Source organism: Planctomicrobium mucosum (genome assembly GCF_051466335.1).
GTDB lineage: Bacteria > Planctomycetota > Planctomycetia > Planctomycetales > Planctomycetaceae > Planctomicrobium.
Map to the genome: position 1 here is coordinate 978012 of NZ_CP195793.1, position 13657 is coordinate 991668.

The following is a 13657-nucleotide window of genomic DNA, read 5'->3' on the forward strand; positions in this document are numbered from 1 at the left end:
CGACTCGTTTGCGTGAAGAACAGACAGGCGGTGCTATCGCCGGAAGACACAGTCATCGATGTTGAGTAGGAGATTCGCGACCCCTCCGAATGCTGCCAGTTCCGTCGGATTGAGGTTTGTATCGCGAGGGTGATCTCCCACTGCCAGAAATGCCGTCGCCTGTTCTGGATGAGCGGTAAAGTCTTCGAGATGTTGCTGGTAGAGTTCCATCAGAACGGAGAGTTCTTCCGTTTTAGGAGCCCGGCTTGTGGCAAGTCGATACATGTCCGTGATGATCGCTTCCGGATGATCTGGGTGGGCCTTCATTGCTCTTTCAGCCAACATGCGTGCCGCCTCAACGAATTGTGGTCCATTGAGAAGTACCAAAGGCTGTAATGGAGACAAGGTGCGTTCTCGTCGTACCTGACAGACATCCCGTTTCGCTGCATCGAGTGTCATCATGACGGGGGCTGGTCCGGTTCTGCTCCAGTAAGTGTAAAGACTTCTTCGATAGAGACCTTCACCCTGATCTTTCGCCAACGGCTTGAATGCGACTTCCATTTCGTAGGGGCGTGCAGGGGGACCACCAATTTTCTTGACGAGGAGCCCGCTTACAGCCAAGGCGTTATCACGCAGCATCTCCGCAGTGAGTCGCTCGCTCGTTGCCCGGGAGAGCCACTGATTTGCGGGGTCGATCGCCATCTTCTCAGCCGATGTAAATGCAGACTGCTGATACGTCGACGACATCACCATTTTCTTGATCAGCTTTTTCAGACTCCATCCTTCGTCGATGAAGTCTCTGGAGAGCCAGTCAAATAGTTCGGGATGTGTTGGCCATTCACCCTGGACTCCAAAATCTTCGGTGGTACGGACAAGTCCCGCTCCAAAAATCATCTGCCAATAGCGGTTCACTGCGACTCGGCTAGTGAGTGGGTGTTGCGGATCGCACATCCATTGCGCCAGACCCAGCCGATTTTTGGAGGCGTGTTCCGGAAAAGGAAGAAGGACAGCAGGCGTGTCACTTTCAACCGGATCTGCAGGAAGATTGTATTCTCCGCGAGTTAGCAAGTAAGTCTGTCGTTCTTCAGGCGTCTCACGCATGACCATGATTTCCTGAATCGGTTCGATGTACTCGACCGCCTCTTTGCGGGCCTGGTGAAGTGCCGCGACTGCTGCGAGTGATTCTCCATCGTGAACACTGAGGTAGTAATCCCAGAGTGGATGGTCCTGGATTTTACCGGTGAATTCAGCTTCGAATGCACTTTTTAGCGACGTCTGATCGAAGAGATGTGCAACTTCAATCGGAGTCAGTGTGCGGGAAAAGACACGGAATTCATCCACCTTTCCGTTTTTGAATCCCTTGTCCCGCATCCGTTCACCAATCGAGATGTTGTCCCCACCGCCGCCGGTGATTTCTTTGGTCAGGGCGTCGCGAATTACCTCAGTGCCGACCGCTTTCCCGTCGACATAAATCTGAATTCCTGAAGCCTTGCTGGACCCATCGTACGTGATGGCGACATGATGCCACTCCTGAATGGAAAGTGGTGCCAGTGAGCGAACACGAATCGAATTACCCGGATCGAAATGAATGAGTGCTGCTGAGAGCTTTCCGTCTTCCAATAGCAACTCATATCCTCGACTGCCGGCGTCGGTCCATGCCTGGGAGCGATGGAACACAACCATGCGTTCGTTCACTTCAGGAGAATTGATCCAGAGCGAAACGGAGAACGGGGAGTACCGCGTGAAGTTGCCGACGTTGGTTCCGATGACATCATCGCCGGTGAGTTGAGCCGCTTTCCCAAACTTACCGTCAACGAGTTGATTTGGTTGATTGACCGATTCGAAGTCGAGGTGAAGCAGTTCACCAGAGAGTTTCTCAGGGCAAGTTGGTTTTGAATTCAACCATGCGTCCATCGCTTCAGATCTCGTACTACGCACCTGTTGAAGTTGTTCCTCGAGGCGTCGGACCGTAGATTCCTGATCTCGAATCGTTTTGAAGGAAGCATCGTCTGCCAGCAGGAGGGTTGGTGTCGGAACGCTGTTTGTGAAATAGGAATAGAGCCCAGCTTCATCGATGTTGTCGAAAAATGAAGCGAGCTGGAAATACTCCTGCTGAGTCACTGGGTCGTACTTATGGTCGTGGCACTTGCAGCATTCCAGAGTCAGGCCGAGAAACGCTGTCGCGAAAGTTTGAACGCGATCGGAAACGTGTCCGATCCTGTACTCCTCCGGAATGCTCCCCCCTTCGGCTTCTTGGGGATGCAGGCGGTTGAATGTGGTGGCCAGGATTTGGTCGGCGGTTGCGTTCGGAAGGAGGTCTCCAGCGAGTTGCTGCGTCAAGAACTGATCGTACGGGAGGTCCTGATTGAATGTTCGAATCACCCAGTCTCGCCAGGGCCACACGAACCGCTCCTTGTCGACTTGAAACCCGTAGGTGTCGCTATAACGGGCGACATCCAGCCATTCGGCAGCCATTCTCTCACCGTACGCCTCAGATGCGAGTAGTCGATCGACCACACGCTCATACGCTTCTGGAGAGTCGTCAGCACGAAACGCGTCGATTTCTTCAAGTGTGGGAGGGAGTCCCGTCAAGTCGAAAGTGACGCGTCGCAGTAGCTGTTCGCGTGTCGCTGGTGGATTGGGGGTGAGGTTCTTTTCTTTCATCTTTTTCAGGATGAAAGCATCAAGTTCATTTCTCACCCAGCCGGAATGATCGACATCAGGGATCGGTCCCTTCTGAGGGGGGATGATCGACCAGATGGGTTGGTAAACGGCTCCTCCGCGAATCCAATTCTCAATGAGTTTGATCTGATCTGCAGTGAGCGAAAGATTAGAATCCGGAGGAGGCATGACCAGACCCGGATCAGTCGTCGAAATTCTGAGGAACACATCGCTTTGAAGCGGATCACCGGGAAGGATGGCATGCTTTCCGGGAGTTGAGGCGAGGGCGGCATAAGCAGCATCGGCATTATCTAAACGGAGATCCGCCTGCCGCGTCCCTTGATCGGGGCCATGACAGAGAAAACACTTATCTGCGAGGATCGGCCTGATGTCGCGGTTATAGTCCACCTCATCCGCTTGAGCGACCGCAAAAGAGACGAAGGCTTCAGCGAAGGTAACGAGTGTCAGAAGGAGGCATATCCTGTTCGTAATGGATGTACGCACTGGCATCCCTTTCGCTGGTACGAACTTCAGCGCAAACATTCAGGCTAACTGACCTGAATGTCCGCGCCGACGGGGGTGATGGCCGGAAAATTATTGGGTGGGAATGGATTTCAGGCAGTGCATAAATGGGGAGTGAACCCGACGTTGGCCCGCTTGATTTCACTATCGAATAAGTATTGGATTATACATTCTGTTCTGGAAGAGGTCCAGTCTTGACGCTGCTGGCCGAATGCATCTGATTCTGGAGTTCACCGACGAGTCGTGAAATCGACTGAAATTCTGGGGACCGATCGATCTGCGAGGCCCCTTTCAGGTCAGCGACGAAGTCCCCAATCAGGCAGGCTTCAAGTTGTTGCATGACCCATTGGACCCGGTGTTGAGCGAATGCTGTATGGAGTTGCCTGAACTTCGCTTCCAGGTAGCCAGCACTGCCCGAAGCGGTCTCTGTGATGACTTTATCTCCGACGGCAGTGGCGACTGTCCCGCCAATCGCATCACCTGCCAGATGGAGTGCCCCCTGCATAGCGGAATCTGTAATGATGGGAGTAATCGCATGTCCAACTGGTCCCGCCCCAGTCATGAATAGAGCGATCGTCAGGACTGGACGTGTGGCCGCAGCCAGAGAGTCCACGTTGCGAATGATCCGATAAAAGTCAGGTCGCTCCGTCTTAAAGTTGCGAAGTTGAGTTTCGACAAGCGTGCGCACCTCCGCTTCGAAATCCAATTGCTCATGCAGGTCGCGGACTTTTTGAATCACTTTGGCGCGAGCATCGCCTGAGAGGAGAGTCGTCAGCCGAGGGGTCAGCAGCGGGTTTCCAAGTTCTTTTGCCCATTCCATACGTTGAAAGCAGCGTTCCAGCACGCTGAGAATGGCGGTCCATTCCTCTTCGCGGTAGCGGTCGAGGGGAGACGCATCCGGAGTGCTTCTACTTCGTGATAGCACCGCCTGAATCGGCATGCTGATGATTTCACCGAGACGTTGATAGAAGCCATGGACATTTGCAGTCCAGCCTTCCCGCTGAGACTTCCACCACAATCGAATTTGCTCAATCAGAATTTTGTTGGGGAGGTTAGGCCATTGCTCGATCTCTAAAAGTTTGTTTCCAGTCAGTAAGTTCAGGGCATCGGTGAACTCTCTGGAGCGAATTGAAATGGAATTTAGCCATGCAGGGATTCCGTCATGTTGGCTAATCAGATGATTAATCGCACCCGATAGAGCTTGAGTTCGGATTGCCTCAAACTTAAGTCGAGACAAGTCGTTGAGTAGGTTCTTGGGATTTGCGGTGATTTGCGCAGAATTCGCGTCGCCCGAGAGGGGGAGTTCAAAAAACGGAAGCCTGTTTTCTTCCGCTGCGCGTCGATCGTAAGGAGATAAGTAGACGAGTTCCGGCCGAATTCCGGTCTCTTCGCAGAACGTTTTTAACCAGAGCGGCACGTATTCCAGATCATCTGGAATGAGGCATTGGTTGAATATGACGATGACAAGTTTGCCTTCGTGGGCCGCTTGCCTGAAGAATTCCTTCACGGAGGCATCATTGTATTTTTGCTGAGTCAGGACAGCTATCAGCACGTCTGCGGACTGTCTGATAGCGTCGGCCCGTTCCCAGTTCACCTGTTCGACACTGTCAATGTCTGGCGTGTCGAGAATGATAAGGTTCGGGGGGGTAAGTTCGCTGAGATGATAATACAGCAAATGCTTACCATCAGTTTGTAATGCAAAATTTGCGTTTCTCCAGGGAATAATGTTGAATTCCGGAAAAACTTCAGTTAATTCAACATGAGCGGCCAGTTCTGGTGAGAGTGTGGCAGAGGGGTGTTTGGTGCCGGAGGCCAACGGGCTGGTTGCACTGATCTTCCCACCTGCTAGATGGTTGAAAATCGAACTTTTCCCAATATTCGTGCCACCGACAACTGCCAGAATCAGGAAGGAATGTTTACCCAGTTGAGGTTGAAGTTTCCGCTGCAGAAGCTGGAACCAAGGCTCTCCATTCAACGGTGTCAGCTTCAAAGGAGCGGCAACTTCATTCAGTCGAACGAGTTGTTCGGTTAACTCTGAAATCAAGCTGGGCCATTTGGCTTCTGAGAAACTCATCAAATATGTCCGGGAAGGCTGATGGGGCGTTTGTCGGGTTTGAGTCAATGAACCAGTGGGGGAAATAGAGCGGGTAAAACTCTGTTCAGGATCGGTTGTGAATGACAAATGTCAATTCCAGCTTCCTCGTCGCAAGAGCAGAAGTTCGATGTGCTGCATTGAGCAGCGGAATTCGTCATTACCTGCTTAATTTTGAAGGTGTATAAGAAATGCCGCCCGCTGATTACCAATCTCTGACAGTACTACGTTGGCTCTTCAGTTAAATCGGTGACGCTGGTAAATCGACTGTGGAGTGATCAGGTTTTGGGATATGAGTCGGTAATGTGTCTTCATTATTAGGAAATTACATTCGCAGACGGCTTCAATCACTTGCAGACCTTCATGCTGTTCGTGAAGATAATCTTCAGCCTATGGCTGACAATGAATGATACTATTGGTGACGCTTTATGCATGTGGGCGATTGCATTGAATCGTCTGGTCTGACCTTTTCGGTGGAACCTGCAGTTGAAGGTTTTTTGCATAATTTGCGGTGTTACAATCAATAAGACATCGGAACTCTTCAGTCAAAGCTTGACGCGAATTGGTCGCGGAAATTATCTCTAAGGAACCAAGAATTATGGCGAAGAAGAAGTCGGTACGCGGTGATTTTAATATGTCATCGGAAATCCGAAATTTGCTCCAGGAAAATCCGAAACAGACAAGCCGACAGGTTTTTGAGCAGTTGCAGGCCCGCTTTCCTGACCAGAAAGTCAATCGAAATTCTTGCAACGTCGCGTTTTCTCATGCTCGACGGCGACTCGGTATCCGACCGGACGCCAAGAAGGCAGTCAAGTTGCCTCGTCCAGGCGCACGCTTTGAAGGCGTTGCAACCATTACTGGTGCTGCTGTGAACTTTGAACTCCTGAAGGCTGCTCGTCGCTTCCTCGAAGAAGCAGGCAGCAGTGACGCAGCGATCAGCGCTATTCAGCAACTCGAAGCCCTGCAGCTCAACTAGAGCCGCTCGGGTCGTATTAGATTGATGCGAGATAAAACGCACTTCAACTTAGGGTGAAGTGCGTTTTTTTTGCGTCTTGACTGTCGTTGCGAGGTTGCGTTAGCCCCTGTCTCCGGGGGGCGAATGGTGGCGAAAACTCGTTCAAACGCTGCGATTATCGCCGCTGGAACGCCACACTCTCGTGACGGGCTCTCTGGGGGAGGTCGCAATGCGGCATTTGTAGCGACATGAGTCGGCTTGATCGTGGATGAGTGAATGAAAGAAGAGAGGCCAAGAAATTGGGTTTCTTGGCCTCTCTTCTTGTGTCATTGTTGCTCTGATTACGGATTCGTCAGAATCTGCTCATCAGACTTCCAGGATCATGCGAACTGGGTTTTCGATCGTCTCTTTGATTCGACGAAGGAACGAGACTGCTTCTCGACCGTCAATGACGCGGTGATCGTAGGTCAAAGCAAGGTACATCATCGGGCGAATGACGACCTGACCGTTAACTGCGACTGGGCGATCGAAAATACCGTGCATTCCGAGAACGCCACTTTGCGGTGGGTTCACGATCGGTGTGGAGAGCAGGGAGCCGTAAACTCCACCATTTGTGATGGTGAACGATCCCCCTTCAAGGTCTTCCAGCCCGAGCTTGTTCTCTTTAGCTCGCTGTGCGAATTCTGCAATCGCCAATTCGATTTCAGCGAAGCTCATGCGTTCAGCGTTGCGAAGCACCGGCACGACCAGTCCTTTTCCGCCGCCGATCGCCACGCCGATGTCACAGTAGTTTCGGTAGACGAGGTCCGACCCACTGATTTGAGCGCCGACTTGTGGGAACTGATTGAGAGCTTCGATGACCGCTTTGACGAAGAAGGACATGAAGCCCAGCTTGATTCCGTACCGCTTCTGGAAAGATTCCTGGTGCTGATCACGCAAAGCTTTGACGCCCGACATATCAACTTCGTTGAAAGTTGTCAGGAGTGCTGCATTGTGCTGAGCTTCGACAAGGCGACGCGCGATTGTCTGGCGAATCGGAGACATCGGTACGCGTCGTTCCTGTCGTCCGCCCGCTGCGACAGCTGGAGTTGGTGCAGGAGCAGCTTTCGCTGGTGCAGGTACGCGTGCGACATCTTCCTTCAGAACACGCCCCCCAGGACCTGTACCTGCGACGGAGGATGCGATGATCTGGTTTTCAGCGGCAGCTCGAGCTGCTGCTGGCATGACGTGGCCGCCAGTTGTTGCTGGTGCCGCTGCCTGAGTAGGAGCAGCCGCTGGTGCTGCTGCAGGAGCGTCTGGGGAGGCGCCGGGTTTTGGAGCCGGTTCGAGAATCGCGATCACATCGCCGATCGAGGCGGTTGATCCAGCTGCCTTGGTGATCGACTTGATAATTCCAGCCTGAGGGGCAGGAACATCGATCGTGGCTTTGTCGGTTTCAAGGCCGACGAGGTTGGCGTCGCCGCTGACCCAGTCTCCTTCTTTGACATACCACTCACCAATGAAAACTTCACTGATTGATTCACCGACCGATGGAACTTTGATTTCCACAGACATCTCTGCTGACCTTCAGACTGTTGAATTTGACCGATGCAAACCCGGAATCGTTTAGCCTCTCAGATTCATCACTTTTGTGCAAACTGAAATGATAACGTCGTGCATGAGCTTTCGGCAGTGAAGTTCAGCCGGAAAATGGGAATGGTTTGAACAAAGTTTCTGTCCTGAAACTGCTGGAATTCAGAAGAGATAGATTCCTTTTACTTGATCCATCTTTTTGGCATACTAACTGTCTGATGATTTTGCTCAAAATGAGGAGATTCCAATGTCGTTCAGGTCACTTACTCGCGGATGTGGGTTTTTCATGTTCGTGGCAATGATTGCCGGTAATGCCCTGTCTGCTGAAAACTGGCCCTCATGGCGAGGTCCAAGGCAGGACGGCACTGCGGATTCCGGGAACTATGCTGTTCAATGGAATGCCGAAAAGAACGTGCGCTGGTCCATTGACCTCCCGGGCAAAGCCGGCTCAACCCCGATTGTGTGGGACGACAAAATCATCGTTACCCTGCCGATCGACGATCAAAACGGGGTGATTTGTCTGGATCGAAATGGCAAAGAGCTATGGCGCACATTTCTGAACACTGCCGCTCCAGGTAAGCACAAAAAGGGAAGTGGAGCTAATCCGTCACCGGTGACAGATGGTGAACGGGTGTTCGTGTACTTTAAGAGTGGAGACTTCGCTGCGCTCGACTTTGACGGAAATATTCTCTGGCAGCAAAATCTGCAGACAATGTACGGTGAAGATACGTTGTGGTGGGATCTTGGAACGTCTCCCGTTCTGACTTCGAAATATGTTGTCGTGGCCTGTATGCATTCTGGCCCGAGCTACATTGCCGCCTTTGATCCTGCAACAGGAAAAGAAGTCTGGAAAACGGACCGCAATCTGGATGCTCCTGAAGAGGCTGCACAGAGCTACTCAACTCCGATTGTCACTAGCTTCGAAGGCCAAGAACAGATCGTCACGCTGGGGGCTGATCATGTGACCTGTCACGCAGCTGAAACCGGAGAAGAACTCTGGCGGATTGGCGGCATGAACCCGGATCAGGATAAATATTTTCGCTCAATTGCCTCTCCGGTCGTTGCTGAGGGGATCGTGATCGCCCCTTACGCTCGCGGAAATACAGTCACTGCCATCAGGTTGGGCGGAAAAGGAGACGTGACGAGATCGCATATCGTTTGGACCAAAGGTCTGGGGTCGGACGTACCAACGCCGACTGCCCGCGATGGGAAGGTCTATCTGTGTGGGGACAAAGGGGTCGTTGTCTGTCTGGATGTCAAAACTGGGGATGAAGTCTGGACGACAAACCTTCCGAAGAATCGAAATGCCTATAGTTCCTCTCCGGTTCTCGCTGGGGATTCGCTTTATGTCGTTCGTGAAGATGCAACATCATTCGTGCTCGATATTGCAAATGGCGGTACGCTACAGATGGAAAACGAACTGCAGGACGATGAGTTCTGTATTTCGACTCCAGTGCTGACGAACAACGAAATCCTGCTGCGTACGTTCGATCGTCTCTTCTGCATCGAAGCTGGAAATCTGGCAGCAACCCGCAGCGCTGAGTAAACGTGCTCAACTGACATTGAATTGAAGTTCAGGGCTTTCGCATTCTGTTTGAACGCGAAAGCCCTTTTTCATGTTCAGAGTTCGGGAATGAGTGGAAATTCTGGATGTGAGATTTCTCTAAAATCTCTTGAAAACAAGAGATAGACGCAGGTTGAACGGCAGATATACTCGTTTTTGAATCGGTCTCACTCATTTCATTTCACGTCACATAACCTTTTGGAAACGCTGTCTATGTCAGACGAAAACGCAACCTCCCCATTATCCAAAATCCGACAGATCAACCCTGCGAAAATGGGGTTCTCCCTGTTCGACGAGTTCAAAGCATTTGCGTTCAAAGGGAACGTCATTGATCTCGCGGTCGGTGTGATCATCGGTGGAGCGTTCGGCAAGATTGTTGAGTCGCTGGTGAAGAACATCATCATGCCTTTGATCTCCCTGGTGTCCCCGAGCAATGTGAGTTACACAAGCTGGACTTTTGGAGTTGGCGACAAAACTGTTCCATACGGGGTGTTCCTTGGCGACATCGTCAATTTTCTGATCGTGGCCGCTGCTTTGTTCTTCTTCATCGTGAAGTTTCTCGGGTTCTTGCTGAAGTCTCGAAAAGAGCAAACAGCATCTCCGCCACCACCGTCGAAAGAAGAAGTTCTTCTCACAGAAATTCGGGACTTGCTGGCCGCTCAGAGTCAACGTTCGTAGTACCAGTCTCGGGTGTGTGTGGCGGCGAAAACTCGTTCACACACTGCGTTGATCGCCTCCGGAACGCCCTCTTTTGTGAGAGAGACGCCCTAGGCTTGCCGCTGCGGAAGCAACCGCAAGTGGTTAATTGGAGTTGAATACAAACTGAAATCCCTTGAAGACGATGGATCTTCAAGGGATTTTTCAATTTTGAACGACCCGCAGAAGCGTTTTTACGGCTTATCGAATGGGAGTGCTTTCAAGTATTCGACGAGATCAGCAAGCTGTTCAGGGGAAAGGTGGCTTGTCTTGCCGTGCTTGTCCTCAGCGTTGGTTGTTGTCAGGACATCCAGCAGCGTCTCAGCTTTTCCGTGATGTAGGTAAGGAGCGGTTCGATAGATTCCTAGTAGCGTTGGGGTATCGTACTTCGAGCCCATGAGCTCGGTGGGATCATCATGTCCGGTTCCGACATCGTGCATTTGCTGGTCCGTGTAGTACCGACCGCTATGGCATGTCGCGCAGGAAGTCTGCTCAGAGAAGAAGAGCGTCTTTCCTCGCAACGCTGCTTCTGAAAGCCCGGCCTTTGCATGGGGACTCAGCTTGAAATCGTGTGAGTTGGCATAAGCTGCAATCGCGTCCAACTCTGGAGATCTTCCCGCATTCGGCTCACCAAGTGCATCATGGACTTTTCCTTTAATGAGTCCTCGGGACTGCATCAGCGGTGATCGAAGCGTATGTTCAAAGTCCTGTACTTCATCCCGATCGGCGGACCAGTGAATGGGATAAGTCTCTTTCATGCCGAAGAGTGCCTGAGTATTACGGAGTCCTTCTGGTTGCTGCCAGGTCCGTCCATCTGAGTCGCCGTCGGGGTGACAACTGGAACAGGAGATCCATTTCTGGAGCGTCATCGGAGGAAGAGCCGTGTAAAAGAGTCTCTTGCCGAGCAGTTGTTCTTCCGTTCCATTCCACTGAGTGACTGACTTGGTAGAGAGTTTTTCGCCGTCTTGAGTGGAGAATGCGGAGACGCTGATGTCGAGTGCGTTGTAGACATAGAATCGACTTCCATCTGGTGAGACCTTAATCGCTCGCGGGTTCCAGCCGAGGCGGACGATGCGAGAGAAATTCACTTCCGTGTAATTGTCGTCGGTGACGTCGCAGACAAACATGTCGTTCGTCCCGGCAAAGATAATGAAGAGTCGGTTTCCATCGGGGGTGACGGCGACTTCCCAAGGGTTGGCAACGACATAGACCCCTCGGAATGAGTCCATCTGCACACGCCGTCGACGTTTTTCAGCTTCCGATTTCGTGTCAATGATTCCAAGGTAAGGGAAGATGGAGCCCGCACCGTGGTTGACCGTCGTGAGTGACCTTTGGAACGGAAAATATGCTTTGTTGCGGGTCGGATGGGTTGTGATCTGACGAACGAGATTGTCTTGAGACGTTCCCTTCCATTCGTCGTTGACTGTCAGCGTCTGGGCATCGACAGATTTGATCAATCCAGTGTAGTACTCCGTGACCAGCAGCGAGTCATCGTGATCAAACGCAAGTCCTCTGGTGAATTTGCCGATTTGAGCCGAGCGAGTGATCTCTCTGGTGGCTGCGTCAATCTCGAGAATTTCTCCGGGATAGTCCAACGTTGCCCAGAGCTTGGATCCTTCTTTGTTTGAAACGATGGAGTAAGGTTCGTCAAAAACCTGCAAGGTGCTGGTCACTTCGCCGGTGTCACCGTCAATAAACTGAATGACATCGTCTCCATAGACCGCTACGGCGAGCGTGTGCGTCGCTCCAATAAATGTGACCCCTTCAGGGAGTTTGCCGACAGGGATCTCAGTTCGGACGTTCATCTCAGGGAGTTCGAGGATCGTGACCGTTCCACTATCCCGATTGGTGCAGGCGAGCAATTTTCCGTCGGTGGAAATATCCATCAGGCTGTTGGAGCTACCCGCGAGAATCAGGTTTGTCACCAGAGAACACAGGACAACAACGCTGATTCGAATTCCGTTTCGACACTTCATGGGAAAGTTCCTGGAGCAATCGCTTGATCGTAAATGACTCGGCTGGTTCTTTCAGTGGCAATCGAACTGCTGAGTGGTTCGTTGCTGGGAAAGTATCCTACCAGCTTCTGGTCGTTTGCTGGAAATTGATTTCAGGGGCGACTCTGAAAAGTCAAATCGTGTCAAAAAAAATCGATCGAAAGTCGCTGTTTTCACAGCAGGTTTTAGGAAGTGATGGACGGCTTTTCATGTTGCAAATGAGAAACATTCGGGTGCGATTTAATGAGTATGCTGCATTTCGCAGCGGTTGAATGCCGGTTTGACGGGGGTGGTGTGCGTCCAAAAAGCAACAAACCGGTGTGACCCACTGATTCGCGCCAAGATGTTGAGCATTCCAGATTTCGGTTCACGAGACTCGCACACAGGCCACAGATTAGTTCTACAGTTTTCTTCTCAGAACGGCAGGAATGTGTGACATTCCCACATGATTCTACTTTTACGTGATGGCCAAGACCTATGTCATGGAAGTTGAAAGCTCATTCACTGGCGGTGCTGAGTCGAGTCCCCGCCGGTCGACAGATCTATCATTTGCTTCAGAAATTGGCCGGTACAAATCGAGTAAATTCCCAGCGCGATATGAATCGCGCTTTTGAACTTGTTGATCTCGCCTGGGAGGCGGGGGAAACAATCGAGAATTCAACGTGCGTGGAGATCGGAACAGGATGGCATCCGTTTGTTCCTTTCGTGCTTGCTCTTGGGGGCGCAAAGCAGGTCGTCACGATCGATGTGAATCCCTGGCTGACAGAGCAGAATGCTCGAGAGACCTGGAGATCATTAGAACCGTTTCTTCCCGAAATTGCTGCGAAATGTCGTTTTCCGGAGCATGAAGTCTGGGACCGATATCGACTCGTTCCCAAGACAGCCAAAACAATCAACGACTTCTTCGATCCGCTTCAGATTCGATATATCTACCCTGGAGATGCGAGGCACACGGGATTTGCGGAAGGAAGCGTCGATTTAGTTGTCAGCTCCAACGTTCTTGAGCATATCCCGCTGGATATTCAGACCGAGATCCATCAGGAATCGAAACGTATCCTGAGAGTCGGAGGTCTGGCGGTACACCGCTTTAATCCACAAGACCACTATTCCACCGTCGATTCAAAAATCACGAATTCGAATTTTCTCCAGTTCACTTCGAAAGAATGGGAGTGGCTGGGAGGAAGTGGTTTGGCGTATCACAACCGCCTGCGAACCCGAGACTATCAACAGATGTTCGAGCAGATTGGTTTCGAACTGGAAGTTTGCCGCGAGCGGATCGATGCTCGATCACTCGAAGCATTGAAGTCCGGACAACTCCAGGTTGCTGACGAGTTCAACAGTTATACGCTCGATGAACTAGCTGCAGACTACATGTGGGTTGCGTGTCGCAAACCGAATCTGCCGTCTACTCCCGTCCGGCAGCGAGAATTCAACGCTGCGAACGTTGAATTGGATGCCATTCATTAACGTCTATCGCAGCGTGCGGTCGTGGCGAATGGCGGACAAACAACGTTGAGTCGCGGAGTGGATGATCACCAGATCGACAGGTTTTCCCGAAGGTTGTGAATAACGTCAGTTCTGAAGCGGCATGGTTTCCCATTAGTAGATAGTTGATCAAATGG

At 51.5% G+C, this 13657-nt stretch carries 8 protein-coding genes; 4 read left to right on the forward strand and 4 right to left on the reverse strand.

Translation table 11 applies throughout. The features are described 5' to 3' along the window. Positions 1–33: 33 nt before the first annotated feature. Both SH668x_RS04000 and SH668x_RS04005 read right to left on the reverse strand, forming a co-directional pair. A complete protein-coding gene (locus tag SH668x_RS04000) occupies positions 34–3183 on the reverse strand; it encodes a DUF1553 domain-containing protein (RefSeq protein WP_437187407.1) in 3150 nt (1049 codons plus the stop codon). Positions 3184–3325: 142 nt separating this feature from the next. Further along, positions 3326–5236: a GTPase gene (locus tag SH668x_RS04005; RefSeq protein ID WP_437187408.1), complete on the reverse strand. Its 1911-nt coding sequence runs from the start codon at positions 5234–5236 to the stop codon at positions 3326–3328. A gap of 616 nt (positions 5237–5852) precedes the next feature. Here SH668x_RS04005 and SH668x_RS04010 point away from each other — a divergent pair. Continuing rightward, positions 5853–6230: a hypothetical protein gene (locus SH668x_RS04010; protein ID WP_437187409.1), complete on the forward strand. Its 378-nt coding sequence runs from the start codon at positions 5853–5855 to the stop codon at positions 6228–6230. A 345-nt stretch (positions 6231–6575) separates the two neighbouring features. On the opposite strand, the gene odhB is transcribed toward SH668x_RS04010, so the two are convergent. Further along, positions 6576–7763 (reverse strand): 2-oxoglutarate dehydrogenase complex dihydrolipoyllysine-residue succinyltransferase, encoded by a 1188-nt coding sequence (odhB, locus tag SH668x_RS04015; protein WP_437187410.1) that lies wholly within the window; start codon positions 7761–7763, stop codon positions 6576–6578. Positions 7764–8028: 265 nt separating this feature from the next. Here odhB and SH668x_RS04020 point away from each other — a divergent pair, with 265 nt between their 5' ends. Further along, positions 8029–9327 (forward strand): outer membrane protein assembly factor BamB family protein, encoded by a 1299-nt coding sequence (locus SH668x_RS04020; protein ID WP_437187411.1) that lies wholly within the window; start codon positions 8029–8031, stop codon positions 9325–9327. A 303-nt stretch (positions 9328–9630) separates the two neighbouring features. Continuing rightward, positions 9631–10023 (forward strand): large conductance mechanosensitive channel protein MscL, encoded by a 393-nt coding sequence (gene mscL / locus SH668x_RS04025; RefSeq protein WP_437188513.1) that lies wholly within the window; start codon positions 9631–9633, stop codon positions 10021–10023. A 212-nt stretch (positions 10024–10235) separates the two neighbouring features. Here mscL and SH668x_RS04030 read toward each other — a convergent pair whose 3' ends face one another. Next, positions 10236–12017 (reverse strand): beta-propeller fold lactonase family protein, encoded by a 1782-nt coding sequence (locus SH668x_RS04030; RefSeq protein ID WP_437187412.1) that lies wholly within the window; start codon positions 12015–12017, stop codon positions 10236–10238. Between the two features lie 495 nt (positions 12018–12512). Here SH668x_RS04030 and SH668x_RS04035 point away from each other — a divergent pair, with 495 nt between their 5' ends. Continuing rightward, a complete protein-coding gene (locus SH668x_RS04035) occupies positions 12513–13502 on the forward strand; it encodes a class I SAM-dependent methyltransferase (protein WP_437187413.1) in 990 nt (329 codons plus the stop codon). Positions 13503–13657: the final 155 nt, after the last annotated feature.